At 46.6% G+C, this 17,582-nt stretch carries 12 protein-coding genes; all 12 read left to right on the forward strand.

Going from position 1 to position 17,582, the window contains the following annotated elements; translation table 11 throughout:
- Positions 1-106: 106 nt before the first annotated feature.
- The 12 genes from folP to DW640_RS14470 all read left to right on the forward strand — a co-directional run bounded on the left by folP (position 107) and on the right by DW640_RS14470 (position 16,733).
- Positions 107-970: a dihydropteroate synthase gene (gene folP / locus DW640_RS14415; RefSeq protein WP_008767053.1), complete on the forward strand. Its 864-nt coding sequence runs from the start codon at positions 107-109 to the stop codon at positions 968-970.
- A gap of 74 nt (positions 971-1,044) precedes the next feature.
- A complete protein-coding gene (gene cdaA / locus DW640_RS14420; RefSeq protein ID WP_008762592.1) occupies positions 1,045-1,809 on the forward strand; it encodes a diadenylate cyclase CdaA in 765 nt (254 codons plus the stop codon).
- A gap of 18 nt (positions 1,810-1,827) precedes the next feature.
- Entirely contained in the window at positions 1,828-3,369 is a 1,542-nt protein-coding gene (locus tag DW640_RS14425; RefSeq protein WP_016269758.1) for a TldD/PmbA family protein, read from the forward strand.
- A 31-nt stretch (positions 3,370-3,400) separates the two neighbouring features.
- On the forward strand, positions 3,401-4,720 hold the full coding sequence (locus DW640_RS14430) for a TldD/PmbA family protein (RefSeq protein ID WP_008762594.1): 1,320 nt from the start codon (positions 3,401-3,403) through the stop codon (positions 4,718-4,720).
- 293 nt (positions 4,721-5,013) lie between these two features.
- Positions 5,014-5,574 (forward strand): LemA family protein, encoded by a 561-nt coding sequence (locus tag DW640_RS14435; RefSeq protein ID WP_008762595.1) that lies wholly within the window; start codon positions 5,014-5,016, stop codon positions 5,572-5,574.
- 7 nt (positions 5,575-5,581) lie between these two features.
- Positions 5,582-6,613 carry a DUF3137 domain-containing protein gene (locus DW640_RS14440; protein WP_055229144.1) on the forward strand — a complete coding sequence of 344 codons (1,032 nt, stop codon included), beginning with the start codon at positions 5,582-5,584 and terminating at the stop codon, positions 6,611-6,613.
- 28 nt (positions 6,614-6,641) lie between these two features.
- Positions 6,642-7,430 carry a DUF1266 domain-containing protein gene (locus DW640_RS14445; protein WP_055229080.1) on the forward strand — a complete coding sequence of 263 codons (789 nt, stop codon included), beginning with the start codon at positions 6,642-6,644 and terminating at the stop codon, positions 7,428-7,430.
- Positions 7,431-7,467: 37 nt separating this feature from the next.
- Positions 7,468-8,034 (forward strand): hypothetical protein, encoded by a 567-nt coding sequence (locus DW640_RS14450; protein WP_008767050.1) that lies wholly within the window; start codon positions 7,468-7,470, stop codon positions 8,032-8,034.
- A 296-nt stretch (positions 8,035-8,330) separates the two neighbouring features.
- On the forward strand, positions 8,331-10,667 hold the full coding sequence (locus DW640_RS14455; protein ID WP_055229081.1) for a beta-galactosidase: 2,337 nt from the start codon (positions 8,331-8,333) through the stop codon (positions 10,665-10,667).
- A gap of 70 nt (positions 10,668-10,737) precedes the next feature.
- A complete protein-coding gene (locus tag DW640_RS14460) occupies positions 10,738-11,709 on the forward strand; it encodes a glycoside hydrolase family 43 protein (protein WP_117578570.1) in 972 nt (323 codons plus the stop codon).
- Positions 11,710-11,759: 50 nt separating this feature from the next.
- A complete protein-coding gene (locus DW640_RS14465) occupies positions 11,760-14,195 on the forward strand; it encodes a family 43 glycosylhydrolase (RefSeq protein WP_117578572.1) in 2,436 nt (811 codons plus the stop codon).
- A 69-nt stretch (positions 14,196-14,264) separates the two neighbouring features.
- A complete protein-coding gene (locus DW640_RS14470; protein WP_117578574.1) occupies positions 14,265-16,733 on the forward strand; it encodes an alpha-L-arabinofuranosidase C-terminal domain-containing protein in 2,469 nt (822 codons plus the stop codon).
- The last annotated feature ends 849 nt before the right edge of the window (positions 16,734-17,582 follow it).

A 17,582-nucleotide genomic window follows, 5' to 3' on the forward strand; every position in this document is an offset into this window, starting at 1 on the left:
TATTGATTGCTATTGATTGCAAATATACGTTTATTTCCTAATTTTAATACGAATACTTGCTTTTTTTATCTACATTTGCAACAGTCTAACTGGAATATAATCAAGAATGAAATTGATCTCTCCAACTTATATAAATGTGAAAGGACGTCTGCTCGATCTTGCTACTCCGCAAGTGATGGGTATTCTCAATGTGACACCCGATTCTTTTTATTCCGGCAGCCGGATGCAGACGCAGGAGGAAATTGCAGCGAGGGCACGGCAGATCATCGATGAAGGAGCCTCTATCATTGATATCGGAGCTTACTCCTCGCGCCCGAACGCCGAACACATCACCGCCGAAGAAGAAATGAACCGCTTACGTACCGGACTGGAGATCGTAAACCGGAATCATCCGGATGCTATCGTTTCGGTCGATACTTTCCGGGCGGATGTAGCCGAACAGTGTGTGGAGGAGTATGGCGTAGCTATCGTCAATGATATCGCTGCCGGTGAGATGGACAACCGGATGTTTGAGACTGTGGCCCGCCTGGGAGTGCCTTATATCATGATGCACATGCAGGGAACTCCCCAAAATATGCAGAAAGAACCCCATTATGATAATTTGATGAAGGAAGTGTTCATGTACTTTGCTCGCAAGGTGCAACAACTTCGTGAATTGGGTCTGAAAGACATTATACTCGATCCGGGTTTTGGTTTTGGGAAGACACTGGAGCATAATTATGAGTTGATGGCTCATTTGGAAGAGTTCAGCATTTTCGAACTTCCACTGTTAGTCGGTGTTTCCCGGAAATCAATGATTTATAAACTATTGGGAGGAACTCCGCAGGATTCATTGAATGGAACAACCGTACTGGATACCGTTGCGTTAATGAAAGGAGCGAACATTCTTCGGGTGCATGACGTGCGCGAAGCGGTGGAAGCCGTCCGGATTGTGGATAAACTGAGAACTGAGAGTGAATATGGCAAATGATAGAATGGCATTATCCGTTGGTGATACTCTCTTGTCGTTTGTGAATTAATAACTTGTAATAAGTAATAAGTACCGTGTTTTTTGACGTTGGCATAAAAGATTTTATCGATGTACTGCTGGTCGCCCTTCTGTTGTACTACACCTACAAACTGATGAAGGCCTCCGGCTCTATCAAGGTTTTTACCGGCATTCTGGTTTTTATCCTGATCTGGCTGGTGGTCACTCAGATTCTGGAGATGAAACTGCTGGGCTCCATATTCGATACCTTGATGAATGTGGGTGTGATTGCTTTGATCGTCCTTTTTCAGGATGAGATTCGTCGTTTCCTCTTGACGCTGGGCTCGCATCGGCATGTCAGTGCATTGGCGCATTTTTTCAGCGGGGCGAGGAAAGAAGCCTTGAAACATGATGATATCATGCCGGTGGTAATGGCTTGCCTGAGCATGGGAAAGCAGAAAGTAGGCGCATTGATCGTGATCGAGCATACCACTCCGCTGGATGAAGTGGTCCGTACAGGAGAAATTATAGATGCGGCTATCAGCCAGCGTCTGATTGAGAATATATTTTTTAAGAACAGTCCTCTGCACGACGGAGCAATGGTTATCAGCAAAAAACGGATCAAAGCCGCAGGCTGTATCCTGCCAGTCTCTCACGACCTGAACATCCCGAAAGAACTGGGCTTGCGTCACCGTGCGGCTATGGGCATCTCGCAGAAATCGGATGCGCACGCCATCATCGTCTCCGAAGAGACAGGAGCTATTTCTGTAGCTTATCGCGGACAATTCTATCTTCGTCTGAATGCCGAAGAACTGGAAAGTCTGCTGACAAAAGAAAACTGAAACTAAATATAAGTGAACATGGACAGACGAAATTTTCTAAAAACCGGAGGTATAGCTCTACTCGGATCATTGGCGACAGGTTCTGCTATGGCTCTGACTACCCCGGGTGCATTGGGCGGCGAAGGAGCTGACAAGAAAGCAGCAGTTGCTTTGGCTATGAATCATTTCGGAGTAAGCGAGGCAGACTTGAAGAAGGTGCTTGCCGCGGCATTGGAGAAAGGAGGCGATTATGCCGACCTTTTCTTTGAACACACGATATCCAACAGCATCCGCCTGATGGATGGTGCAGTGAACAACAGTTATTCGAATATTGACTATGGAGTCGGAGTCCGTGTACTGATTGGAGACCAGAGTGGCTATGCCTACGTGGAGAATATTACTGTGGAGGATATGCTGAAAGCTGCCCGTACTGCCGCCCGCATCGCTTCCGCCAACAAAGGCAACAAACCGCTGAATCTCACCGAAAAGGAACTGAAGAAGAACTATTATACCGTTGCTTCCCCGTGGGAGGAAGTCAGCTTGAAAGATAAGATGCCTTATCTGCAAAAACTGAACGACCGGATTTTCGCTTTGGACAAACGGGTACATAAAGTACAGGCAAGTCAGAGCGATACCACTTCGCATATCTTCTTCTGCAATTCGGAGGGAGTGATGTTCTACGATTACCGTCCGATGGTGACGCTGGGTGCCGTGTGCATCATGGAAGAAGACGGAAAGACGGAGAACGGCTACGCTGCCCGTGCTTACCGCAGAGGATTCGATTTCCTGTCGGACGAGGTAGTGGACGTAATCGCCCGCGAAGCGGTAGACCAGACTTCTCTTCTGTTCAAGGCTATCAAACCCAAAGGCGGTGAAATGCCTGTTGTCATGGGTGCCGGAGGATCGGGTATCTTGCTTCACGAGGCTATCGGACATACTTTTGAGGCGGACTTCAACCGGAAGAATGTTTCCATATTTGCCGATCAGCTGAATAAGAAAGTATGCAACGAACATATCAACGTGGTGGATGACGGTACGATTCCGTTCAATCGGGGCTCGGTGAATTTCGACGATGAAGGTGCCGAAGGACAGAAAACTTATCTGATTAAAGACGGAGTACTGACTAGTTATCTGCACGACCGTATCAGTGCAAAGCACTACGGAGTGGAACCAACCGGCAACGGACGTCGCGAATCGTTCCGCAATATGCCGATACCCCGTATGCGTGCTACATATATGGAAGCCGGAAATGTGAGCGAATCGGATATCATTTCTTCTGTAAAGAAGGGAATCTTTGTAGATAACTTTACGAACGGTCAGGTACAGATCGGTGCCGGAGACTTTACATTCTTTGTGAAGTCGGGCTACATGATCGAAGACGGTAAACTGACGCAACCGATCAAGGACATTAATATTATCGGTAACGGTCCGAAAGCTTTGGCGGATATCACGATGGTAGCTACCAATGCGAAGATCGACAACGGTACATGGACTTGCGGAAAAGACGGACAATCCTGTCCGGTGACTTGCGGTATGCCTTCAGCCTTGGTTAGCAAACTGACTGTCGGTGGAGAGAACTAGAAGTAAATGCTTACTTTAAAAAGACGAACCTATGATTACAGACGAAAATAAGAAACTGGCACAGTGGGCGATGGACTACGCCTTGAAGAATGGCTGCCAGGCAGCAAAAGTCCTTTTATACTCTTCTTCGAACACTTCTTTCGAACTGCGCGATGCGAAGATGGACAGATTGCAACAGGCATCGGAAGGCGGATTAAGCCTTTCCCTGTATGTGGACGGACGTTATGGTAGTATCTCTACCAACCGCCTGAACCGGAAAGAGCTCGAAACATTTATCAAAAACGGAATAGACTCTACACGCTATCTGGCTAAAGATGAGGCGCGTGTATTGGCGGACCCTTCCCGTTACTATAAAGGTGGGAAACCGGACTTAAAGCTATATGATGCCAAGTTCGCATCCTTAAATCCGGACGATAAAATAGAGATGGCGAAAGCCGTAGCGGAAGAAGCACTAGGCAAGGACGAACGGATCATCTCTGTCGGTTCTTCCTATGGCGATGGCGAGGACTTTGCTTACCGCCTGATCAGCAATGGTTTTGAAGGAGAAACCAAAAGTACGTGGTACTCACTTTCTGCCGACATCACGATCAGAGGGGAAGGCGAGGCGCGTCCTTCTGCTTATTGGTATGAGTCGTCGCTTTATATGAACGATCTGATTAAGAAAGGAATCGGCCAGAAAGCGCTGGAACGTGTATTACGCAAACTGGGACAAAAGAAAGTACAGTCCGGCAAATATACGATGGTGGTCGATCCGATGAATTCCAGCCGTTTGCTAAGTCCGATGATCAGTGCGCTGAACGGCTCGGCTTTGCAACAGAAAAACTCATTCTTATTAAATAAATTGAATGAAAAGATAGCTAGTGACCGACTGACTTTGACGGACGAACCTCATTTGGTGAAAGCTTCCGGCGCCCGCTACTTCGACAACGAAGGTATTGCTACGGAACGTCGCTCCATCTTTGACAAGGGAGTACTGAATACCTATTTCATTGATACCTACAATGCTAAGAAGATGGGAGTCGATCCGACTATCAGCGGTTCATCTATTTTGGTCATGGAAACGGGAGATAAGAATCTGGATGGACTGATTGCCGGAGTGGAAAAAGGTATCCTCGTTACGGGCTTTAATGGTGGTAACAACAACAGTTCGACCGGAGATTTCTCTTATGGCATCGAAGGTTTCCTGATTGAGAATGGAAAACTGACGCAACCGGTATCCGAGATGAATGTTACCGGCAATCTGATTACCTTGTGGAACTCGTTGGTTGCAACCGGAAACGACCCGCGTCTGAACTCCTCCTGGCGTATCCCTTCACTGGTATTTGAGGGAGTCGATTTCAGCGGATTGTAGACACTGACTTTGAATAGACTTAAGTAATGGTCAGGAGATGATGGTCATAAAATGGACATCATCTTCTGACCATTACTGTAATATTACCCTCTGAATTTTATAAATATACCCTGCTATACCCCGTCTTCTGCCTAACTAATGCTTTATTAATTAACGTATTATCTGATTTTTGCTTACCTGTATTTATACCCCCTCTTTGTTTGCTAATTTGTGGGATGCTGTTTACTTTTGCCTGTGTCAAAATTGAATAGGATATAACTATTGAAAACTGATATACACACAAAAGTAAAAGCATGGGAATTATATATTTTGGATCGGGACTTATACTGCTAATCGCACTTTGGTATATTTGGGCAGTCAACAATTTGATCGCTAAGCGAAACAGGGTGAAGCAATGTCGTAGCGGTATTTGCGTGGCATTAAAGCAGCGAAATGACATGATACCTAATTTGGTGGCCGCCGTTAAGTCATATATGGGTCATGAAAATGAAATTCTTACCCGCATTACGGAACTTCGATCACATTCTTTCCAACCTTCACAGGAAGCCGAACAAATAAAAAGTGGCAATGAATTGTCCGGTCTGTTAACCAAATTACAGTTGTCGGTCGAGAATTACCCTGAACTGAAAGCGAATGAACAATTCCATCGCCTGCAAAACAGTATTGAGGACATGGAACTGCAACTGCAAGCCATCCGGCGCACCTATAATGCGGCAGTAACAGACTACAATAATACCATCGAGATGTTTCCTTCTTCCGTTGTTGCCCGTCAGCAAGGTCATCATCAGGAAGAACTGATTGATATTCCCGAACCGGAACAACAGAATGTAAATGTCGCCGAACTTCTCAGATAATACGAATATGGACACAATTGATTTTAAGAAATTATCAGAACAGCTTCGTTCGGAGCTTTTACGGGTAAATGGCTGGAGAAAGGTGGTACGAACAGGAAGTATTGCAGTTTATCTTTTTGTATTCTGCTGGTTTATGTTTGTGTTGTTTGGCGGTGCGCTTGTATCTTATATAGGTCTTGAGAACTATATGCAGTTCACGCAGTATATAATACCTGTATTCATTGGATTTATAGTGGTCAACTTCGTTTTCACCCGCTGTATGACTAACTTTCAGGAACGGGAGTCGGAAGCTATGCAGCACATTATGTCTACTCTGTTTCCTACCGTTTATTTCTCGGCTTCCTCTCAGGTAGACAGCCGGATATTGAGAGACAGCAAACTCTTTTCCGCCTCTTTTTCTGATCCGGCACTGGCAGCCAATACATATGGATATATTCAGTTTCCGCACGGCGAGCACTCTTTGCACGTGGCGGATATCGGTGTGTCTTACGGGCTGTTGAATAAGTTGCAGTACAATCCTGTATTGGGATATTTTGTCATGATCTACCGTTTTGTGCTTCGTCCGCTGTTTGCCTCGCGGCTGGATAGCAGTCCGCACAATTTTCGGGGTATGTTTGCCTGGTGTAAGATAGACAAGCGATTCAAAGGAAATATTATCATATTGCCCGACCACTTAGAACAAAAGATCGGATATCTGGCGAAGAATATCCAGGGGTTGAAGAAGCGCTATAGTGCCCGACTGGTGCAACTGGAAGATCAGGAGTTTGAGAACTATTTTGCCGTTTATGCCGATGATGAAGTAGAAGCACGTATGTTGCTCACTCCTGCGATGATGCGTCATATGACGGCGCTGCGCCAGACTTTCGGATGCGATATCATGCTTTCGTTCAGCAGAGGTACTTTCTACTATGCCGCCGTGATGCCTTCCGGTTTTTTATGTGTGCGTCCAAGTGCGTTGAATGACGGGAAGCTGCTCGAGGACATATATAATGATATCAGCCTGTCCTGCAAAGTGGCAGAGGAATTAAGATTGAATTAGTATTAACAATAAAACAAAAACACTATTTATGACAGACATGAGTTGGATGCCTTGGGTCGTAGGCGGAGTAATGGTCCTTTCTTTTCTTTATATGAAGGTATGGCCATTTGTCCGTACTATTATAAGAGCTTTTCGGGGGCCTCGTTTTAAATCAAAATCAAAATTATCCGTAGAACAGTATAAAAAACTGTCTATAGGTTCATTGTATGCCTTGCAGCAAGGCGGATATCTGAACACTCTCTCGTTGGATATCAAAGATAAGTTGCCTACTATTCTCGGTGAATGGTGGGGAATAAATAATGCTCATGATGCCCGCGAAACATTGGATGATTTGTGCCGGAAAGGTTATGATTACTACTTTCCGTTTGTTTATGAGGCTTTTTTGCTTGACGATGAAAATGCGCAAGACGATATTTTCCAGCAGAACATGGAGAGTCAGGAAGATTATGAGAAAGCTGTCGGGCAACTGCAAAATTTGAAAGAGGTCTATGAGGAGTTGATAGCTTATGAAGTGATTACTTCTAAAGAAGATATAGTCCGCTATGGAGTGATTGGCTGGGATGCCGGCAGAATTAATTTTGTTGCCCGTGCCTGCTGCGATATGAAATATATCTCAGAAATGGAAGCGTGGAATTATATCGACAAGGCGTATGAATTGGCTCATTCTTCTTTCACATCATGGCACGATATGGCGATAAGTTATGTTATTGGCAGGGCTATCTGGGGAGGGACCAATGCTCACAATTTAGGAATGAAGGGAATGGCAGACGATCTGTTGTCTAATCCTAAGAGCCCTTGGGTGCAAATCAAATGGTAAATTGATCAAGATAGTTTAATCACAAAAACACATAATTATGGAACAAAAGAACAACAAGTACTACAGTTACATCAGCGAGTATTATGCCGCCAACCCGACTAAATTTGAAAAAAGAAAGAACAATCTGAAACCTGTGTTATATTTAGGTTTGGCCGTGGTAGGAGCCGTTCTGGCTATTTTTCCCGGTTTGCTTCCATTGGCAGGCTGGTTGGTGCGTACAGCCGGAATCATCATGACACTGGTTTGCCTGATAGCTGCCTATCTGAATAACTTTGATATATACAACTTTCAAAGTGGAGGAAAAGTCAAGAGTATGGGAGTCAAGAAGTTTAAGCGTGATGAGACAAACCCTGCGAAGATAGTGGAAGCTTTCTTATCCAGGAACTTTGAATATCTGGCAGACCTTCCCGGAGGAAGAAGTGAACCGGTACAACTTCATATTGAAGAAGACGCCACAGGACGTGAAATGTACTGTTTGCTGACCACTTATGATTCAGATTCGAATATTGTAGGTTTGGCAGATGTCATCACTTTATCGGGTAATGATTATGATGATAATATTGATCTAATTAAACAAATGTTTAAAGACGAAGAAGATAATTGATTCATCGGGGCTGGATTATAAAACAGCTCTGAGGAGAAGAAAACTCTTCTAAATGGAAGAAAAAACACAAGAAAGAAAAACATTCATACTATAAAGGAAATCGACCGGAGGGGCGGGTACAGACACAAGTAACCTGTCAACAAAAGGTCGTATTTCCTTTAAAAATAATCTGTCTCAGGGGATTTTGCTTTATTTCTAACCTTTTTTGAATGATAATTGGTACCTGCGGTTTAGGTGAATCGCCTATCTTTGCCGTATACTATATATAATTATAATTCTATATTGAGATAAAAGCCATGAGACACAGATTTATTGCTTTACTAGTACTTTTTACAGTCATCTTTTTCAGTAGTGCAGAGGCGCAGACTACTGCCCGTAAGTTTGAGGCAGGCAAGAATACTTTCTTGCTGGACGGGAAGCCGTTCGTAGTAAAAGCTGCCGAACTGCACTATACCCGTATTCCGCAAGCCTATTGGGATCATCGTATTGAGATGTGTAAGGCGTTGGGAATGAACACTATTTGTATTTATATCTTCTGGAATATACACGAACAGGAAGAAGGCAAGTTTGACTTTACAGGTCAGAATGATATCGCTGCCTTCTGTCGTGCCGCTCAGAAACACGGAATGTATGTCATCATCCGCCCCGGTCCGTATGTGTGTGCGGAATGGGAAATGGGCGGCCTGCCCTGGTGGTTGCTGAAGAAGAAAGATGTGGCACTGCGCACGCTCGATCCTTATTATATGGAACGGGTAGGCATCTTCATGAAAGAAGTCGGTAAGCAACTGGCGCCGCTACAGGTAAATAAGGGCGGAAATATTATCATGGTGCAGGTGGAGAACGAATACGGTTCTTACGGCACTGACAAGCCTTATGTTTCTGCCGTACGCGACTTGGTGCGCGAATCCGGTTTTACCGATGTACCTCTCTTCCAATGCGACTGGAGCAGTAACTTTACACGGAATGCACTCGACGACCTGATCTGGACCATCAACTTCGGAACAGGCGCCAATATAGACCAGCAATTTAAGAAACTGAAAGAACTTCGTCCGGAAACTCCGTTGATGTGCAGCGAGTTCTGGAGCGGATGGTTCGACCACTGGGGACGGAAACATGAAACACGTCCTGCCAAAGATATGGTACAGGGCATCAAAGAAATGCTCGACCGCAACATCTCCTTCAGCCTTTATATGACTCACGGAGGAACGACTTTCGGACATTGGGGTGGTGCCAACAATCCTGCCTACTCCGCTATGTGCAGTTCTTACGACTACGATGCCCCGATCAGCGAAGCCGGATGGACGACAGAGAAATACTATCTCCTCCGCGACCTGCTGAAAACGTATCTTCCTGCCGGTGAAGCACTGCCGGAAGTCCCTGCTGCAATGCCGGTCATTGAAGTACCCGAATTTCATTTTACCAAAGTAGCTCCGCTTTTCTCCAACTTGCCGGATGCCAAACAGTCGGTGGATATCCAGCCGATGGAGCAATTCAACCAAGGGTGGGGAACAATCCTGTACCGTACCACATTGCCCGAAGCAGTAACCTCAGGCACTACATTGAAAATCACCGAAGTGCACGACTGGGCACAAATCTACGCTGATGGCAAGCTGCTGGCCCGTCTCGACCGCCGCAAAGGAGAATTTACCACTATCTTGCCGGCCTTGAAGAAAGGTACGCAACTGGATATTCTGGTAGAGGCAATGGGACGTGTCAACTTTGATAAGTCCATCCACGACCGGAAGGGAATCACCGAAAAGGTAGAACTCCTTTCGGGCAATCAGGTGAAAGAACTGAAAAACTGGACTGTATATAACTTCCCCGTAGACTACTCATTTATCAAGAACAAGAACTACAAGGATACGAAGATATTACCGACTATGCCCGCTTACTATCGATCATCTTTCAAACTCGATAAAGTAGGCGACACTTTCCTCGACATGAGCACATGGGGCAAAGGTATGGTATGGGTGAACGGTCATGCGATGGGACGTTTCTGGGAAATCGGTCCCCAGCAGACACTCTTCATACCGGGCTGCTGGCTGAAAGAAGGCGAGAATGAAATTCTCGTTCTCGACCTGAAAGGTCCGACGAAATCATCAATCAAAGGTCTGAAGAAACCGATCCTCGACGTACTCCGCGAGAAAGCACCGGAAACACATCGCAAGGATGGAGAAAAGTTGAAGCTGACAGGAGAAAAGGTTGCGCACGAAGGAGCCTTCACTCCGGGCAACGGCTGGCAGGAAGTACGTTTCGCCGCTCCGGTGAAAGGACGTTTCTTCTGTCTGGAAGCACTCTCTCCGCAAGCCAATAACAATATTGCCGCTATTGCAGAGTTCGATGTGCTGGGAGCCGACGGCAAACCCGTATCCCGCGAACATTGGAAAATCCGTTATGCCGATAGCGAAGAGACACGCAGCGGAAACCGTACGGCGGATAAGATATTCGACTTGCAGGAATCCACTTTCTGGATGACCGTTGATAATGTCGCTTATCCCCACCAACTGGTAATCGACCTGAGCAAAGTGGAAACAGTGACTGGCTTCCGTTATCTGCCCCGTGCCGAGAAGGACTTTCCGGGCATGATTCGTGAATACCGCGTCTATGTGAAACCGTCTGATTTCAAGTATTAAACCAATAATAAGCCAATATCGGCCTTTTGATAATAAAGCATTCACTTTATAAATAAGCATTTACTCTCAAATGAATATGAAAAAATATACTTTACTTCTGGCACTCCTTTTAGTAGGAGTGCTGACAGGATACAGCCAGCAGTCTGCCTACCTGTTTGTCTATTTCACCGGAAACAGGATGAGTGAGGAAGCCATCCGGATGGCTGTCAGCCCCGATGGATACAACTACTATGCATTGAACGGAAACCAGCCGGTCATTGATTCCCGTGAAATCAGTTCTACGGGTGGAGTGCGTGACCCGCACATCCTTCGTTGTGAAGACGGAAAGACATTCTACATGGTCGTAACCGACATGGTCTCCGGCAACGGATGGAGTTCTAACCGTGCCATGGTACTGTTGAAATCGAAAGATCTCGTCAACTGGACCTCCAACATCGTGAACATCCAGAAGAAATACCCGAACCAGGAAGATTTGAAACGGGTATGGGCACCGCAAACTATTTATGATAAAGAAGCGAAGAAATACATGGTCTACTGGTCAATGCAGCATGGCAACGGCCCGGACATTATTTATTACGCATACGCCAACAAAGATTTCACCGATATAGAAGGAGAACCCAAAACTTTGTTCCTCCCGAAGAATGGCAAGTCCTGTATTGACGGAGACATCATTTACAAAGACGGACTTTACCACCTGTTCTATAAAACGGAAGGAGACGGCAATGGAATTAAAAAAGCAACCACCGCCTCCCTGACCTCCGGACAATGGAAAGAATCGGAAGATTATAAGCAACAGACGAAAGAAGCTGTAGAAGGTGCCGGCATCTTCCCGCTGATAGGTACGGACAAGTACATCCTGATGTACGATGTATATATGAAAGGCAAGTATCAGTTTACGGAAAGCACCGATTTGGAGAATTTCAAAGTCATAGACAATGCCATTAGCATGAACTTCCATCCGCGCCACGGCACCGTAATGCCGATAACCTACAAGGAGCTGAAACGCTTGTACAAGGCCTACGGCAAACCCGATAAGATGTAAAGCCATCAGATGCACCATCATCAGGTTATAATAGCCCATAAATAAATACCATGAAAAAACTCCTGTTGTTCATTTTGCTTGTCTGTGCAACAGTACAGGCCTATTCGCAAGAATACCCGAAAGTCATTTTGTCGGGTGACTACCCGGACCCTTCTGTCATGCGCGATGGTGAGGATTATTACATGACTCATTCTCCTTTTTACTACGCTCCCGGATTCCTCATATGGCACTCCCGTGACTTGATGAACTGGGAACCCGTTTGCCGCGTAATGCCCGAATACGAAGGCTCTGCAATGGCGCCCGACTTATTGAAGTACAAAGGAAAATACTACATCTATTATCCGGCCAAAGGAACAAACTGGGTGATCTGGGCAAATGACATCAAGGGCCCGTGGAGCAAACCCATCGACTTGAAAGTGAGTGGCATTGACCCCGGACACATAGCCGATCAGGAGGGGAACAGATATTTATATGTCGACAAAGGAGAAGTCATCCGACTGACGGACGACGGACTGGCCACCATCGGCCAAAAACAGAAAGTGTACGAAGGCTGGCGATATCCCAACCATTGGGAAACAGAATGTATGTGTCTGGAATCGCCGAAGCTGAATTACCATAACGGTTATTATTACCTGACTTCCGCGCAGGGAGGAACAGCCGGCCCGGCAACAAGCCACATGGCAGTTGCTGCCCGTTCGAAGAGTGTCACCGGACCGTGGGAAAATTCTCCCTATAATCCGGTAGTGCATACCTATAGCGCCCATGACAACTGGTGGTCGAAAGGGCACGGCACACTGATTGATGATGTGAACGGCAACTGGTGGGTCGTATATCATGCCTATGCCAAAGGCTATCACACCCTGGGACGCTCCACCCTCATCGAACCGATTGAATGGACCGCCGACGGATGGTATCGAACCAAATCCACCGCCACTCCCATCAAGACCGATTCGTCCATTAAACACGGACTCAACCTCTCGGATGATTTCGCAGGACCGGAACCGGGACTCCAATGGACTTTCTGGAAAGAATATGCCCCTCAGTCGCTCAGCTTCAAGAAACAGACTTTATGGATGGATGCGAAAGGAAGTACCCCTTCCGATGCCCGCCTACTGCTGACCACCGCCGAAGACAAGAATTACGAAACACAGGTGGAAGTCAACGTAGGCAAGGGTAACACAGCCGGACTTCTTCTATATTACAGCGAAAAGGCCTACTTTGGAGTCGTGTCCGACGGAAAGGACTTCACTATCTACAGAAACGCGGAAAACAGCTTTACCCTCCCTAACAAGTTGGGCAAACGCTTCTTCGCCAAAATACAGAATCAGGGAAACAGTGTCCGGCTGGCAGTCAGCAAGGACGGTAAGGAATGGACTACGCTGGTAGAAAACATGGATGTATCTCAGTTGCACCATAACAACTACGGCGGCTTCTACGCTTTACGCATCGGACTGCTCTCCTCCGGAAAAGGCAGCGCCGGCTTCCGTCAGTTTCGTTACCGCAACGCCATCCCGCAGGAAAAGGAGATGGGGGCTTACTTGATGGTCTTCCATAAAGACGAAACGCACAGCCTTTACATGGCCGTCAGTGACGACGGATATACATTTACGGCCTTGAACGATGGCAAACCGGTGATCGCCGGAGATACCATCGCCCTGCAAAAAGGCATCCGTGACCCGCACATCTTCCGCGGTCCGGACGGAGCTTTCTACCTTTCCATGACCGACCTGCACATCTATGCGCAGAAAGACGGCTTCCGTGATACCGAATGGGAACGTGACGGAAAAGAATACGGCTGGGGAAACAACCGCGGACTCGTACTGATGAAATCGTGGGACCTGATCAACTGGAAACGTACCAATGCCCGTTTCGACCTGTTATCGGCAGGCTTGGGTGAAATCGGCTGCGTATGGGCGCCCGAAGTGACTTATGATGACAAGAAAGGTAAACTGATGATTTACTTCACCATGCGTTTCAAGAACGAGGCGAACAAACTGTACTATGTCTATGTCAACGATGACTTCGACCGGATAGAGACACTCCCGCAAATCCTCTTCGAGTATCCCAACGAGAAAATATCGGCTATCGACGGCGACATCACCAAGGTAGGCGACCGGTATCGTATGTTCTACGTTTCGCACGACGGAGGCGCCGGAATCAAACAGGCCGTATCAGACCGCATCAACGGTGATTACGAATATGACCCTCGCTGGTACGACTTCGAACCTAGGGCCTGCGAAGCTCCCAACCTCTGGAAGCGTATCGGAGAAGACAAATGGGTATTGATGTATGACGTCTACGGCATCAACCCCCATAACTTCGCTTTCATCGAAACTTCCGACTTCGTGAATTTCAAGAACCTGGGACGTTTCAACGAAGGAGTGATGAAGACGACTAATTTCTCGTCGCCCAAACACGGCGCGGTGATCCATTTGACAAAAGAAGAAGCCGCCAAACTGAGAAGTCATTGGGAAAACAGGAAATAACAGAGTATCAGACCTTTTTTAGTGAATACGTACTCTTTTTTGCAGAGATCTTATATTATAATTTATACCATGAAACATTTACTTCTACTATTTAGTGTATTACTACTATCGTTGCAGCCGGCCGCATTTGCCGCAATGCATGAAACGACTGCTACTCCCGATTCAGTATCCCTTTTTGCTTACGCCACCCGAGGTGACGACGGCCGTAGCGGACTCCGCTTTGCATGGAGCATGGACGGGAAACATTGGTTTGAAATAGGACAAAACTACGGCTATCTTCGTTGCGATTACGGCCGTTGGGGATCGCAGAAGAAGATGCTCGACCCGAATCTGAAACAACTTCCCGGCGGAGAATGGCTCTGTATCTGGAAGTTGAACGACCACGACGGATACGGTCAGGCCAGATCAAAAGACCTGATCTACTGGGAAGCCCAGCAATATCCCCGTACGACTTCCGATTTTGAAGGAACAAGAGTCAAAGCAAAGATTGCCGGACACGAAGAAACGGGAACCGTCAGCCAAGTGCCCTGGTCGGTAGTGGACGGACTGACCCGGACGTACGAACGGAACCAATACCGTAACTCCCTGTATGGCGAACGCCCTGTACAAGATAAAGAACGCTTTGCCGGACTGAAACCGATCAAAGCCACCGTCACAGCACAACCGGAAGAAACAAAAGAAATCAGCGATTTATTGATGGGTATCTTCTTCGAAGACATCAACTACTCCGCCGACGGCGGCCTGTATGCCGAACTGATCCAGAACCGGGACTTCGAATACGACCCGTCCGACCGTGAAGGGGACAAGAACTGGAACAGCACCCATTCATGGAAGCTGGAAGGAGAAAACGCCACCTTTACCATATCGACTTCGGATCCTATCCATCCGAACAATCCGCATTATGCCGTCTTGAAGACGAACCAGCCGGGAGCCGCTCTGACCAACACCGGTTTTGACGGAATCGCCCTTAAAGCAGGCGAGAAATATGATTTCTCCTTGTTTGCCCGTATCCCGGAAGGCAGCAAGTCCGGAAAACTACTGGTACGCCTCGTAGATGCCGACGGCACCGTACAGGGTGAAACGACAGTTACCGTCTCTTCCCGTTCGTGGAAAACGTATAAAGCAGTGCTGACAGCGAAAACGTCCGCCGATACCCGTCTGGAACTTCGCCCGCAATCGGCAGGTGAAATTGAACTGGATATGATTTCTCTCTTCCCGCAGAATACATTCAAAGGCAGAAAGAACGGTTTGCGTCCCGACCTTGCACAGACACTTGCCGATATGCACCCGCGCTTTGTCCGTTTCCCCGGAGGCTGCGTGGCTCATGGAGACGGTTTGAAGAACATCTATCAATGGAAAAATACTATCGGACCGCTGGAAGCCCGTAAACCTGCCCGTAACCTTTGGGGATATCACCAGAGCATGGGACTGGGTTATTATGAATACTTCCAGTTCTGCGAAGACATAGGTGCGGAACCGCTTCCGGTACTGGCGGCAGGTGTTCCTTGTCAGAACTCCGCCTGTCATGGCGATTTGAGGGGCGGTCAGCAAGGCGGTATCCCGATGAGTGAAATGGGTGCTTACATTCAGGATATTCTCGACCTGATAGAATGGGCGAACGGTGATGCAAGGAAGACCAAATGGGGCAAGATACGTGCCGAATCCGGTCATCCGAAGCCTTTCAATCTGAAATATATCGGCATCGGCAATGAAGACTTGATCACCGATGTCTTCGAAGAACGTTTCACGATGATATACCTTGCTATCAAAGAGAAGTATCCGGAGATGATCGTTGTCGGTACGGTAGGCCCTTTCAATGAGGGAACAGACTATGTGGAAGGCTGGAAACTGGCGGACAAACTCGGTGTTCCGATGGTAGACGAACATTATTATCAGTCTCCGGGATGGTTCCTGCACAATCAGGACTTCTATGACAAGTACGACCGCTCTAAAAAAACGAAAGTATATCTGGGCGAATATGCCACTCATATCTCCGGACGCAGAGCGAATATGGAAACTGCTTTGACCGAAGCGCTTTATCTGGCTGCTTTGGAACGGAATGGAGACGTAGTGCACATGACTTCTTATGCTCCTCTGCTGGCAAAAGACGGACGGACGCAGTGGAATCCGGACTTGATCTACTTCAACAATCGGGAAGTAAGACCGACAACGGGTTACTATGTGCAGAAACTCTACGGTCAGCACGCAGGCGACCATTACATCCCTTCACAGGTAAACCTTGATAATCAGGACAGTCGCGTAAAACTCCGTGTTGGTTCTTCCATCGTTCGTGACAGTAAGACGGGGGATGTGATTGTGAAGTTAGTCAATCTGTTGCCCGTCAGCATAGAGACCGATGTCCGGTTGCCGGGAATGGATGGTATCCAGTCTTCCGCTACGCGGACTGTACTGGCAGGTGCACCCGAGGCGACTCCGCTTCCGGTGACGGATACGATAGAGGCAGGAACCAGCTTTAAGCAGGAATTGCCTGCTTATTCGTTCACGGTCATCCGCTTGAAGACACAAAAGGTGAAATAAGAAACTATAAACTATAAACAATAAACTGGTTTTCAATAGGGGTTAGTTTATTTTGGGGAGGTGGTAGGTGAATACATAATCCTATCATTTACAAAGAAATAGGAACAAACATTATTTCTCCTACCACCTCGGTCTTCGACCACTCCTCCTTCCCGAAGGAGGAGATTCGAGATAGAATCGACTTTTTAGTCAGCCCAGGTTTAGGTATTATTGACTTTTGTACCTTCTCTTTTCTTCTTCATAATAGAAAAGATGGTTTTCATCTTTCACCGAACGGGTGGTTCGTTTGCTGTCTATAGTGTAATCAGCCGTAAGATAGTACTAAAGTTCTCTTTAACCTCTTGCATCTTTGCTTTTTCCTATAGGGAAAGTAGGAATAAGACGCCGATATCTTTAGTTGTTCACGGCCGTGAACAGGTCTGATCACATCCGTGAAGAGCATTGCTCACGGTTGTGATCAATTCTTGCCACGGCCGTGAACAACTAACAATATCGGCGTCTTAATGGAAGAATAAAGGCACTATAAGTGAAAGATACCGGTAGTATATGGTATTTGTTGTATAGGGTCAGGGGCCGAATATAGGGGAACGTAATAAGTAATAAGTAACAAGTAATAAGTAATAGGCATTGAATCATAAGTAATAGGTAATATGTGGTAGGATGGGGAAAGGTGACAATAAAATGTGTGATATATGGCTATTGTCACCCTATTATCACCCCTTATTATCACCAAATGATTGCTGATAATCAGTTTATTATCCTTCAAAGGTGATAAGTGACAATAGAAAAGCATGTTATTACTATGGTACGAGTTCGATATAATCCAACAAGTTGGGCCATATCGAACTC

This window comes from Bacteroides sp. AM23-12 (assembly GCF_003434395.1).
Classification (GTDB): domain Bacteria; phylum Bacteroidota; class Bacteroidia; order Bacteroidales; family Bacteroidaceae; genus Bacteroides; species Bacteroides thetaiotaomicron.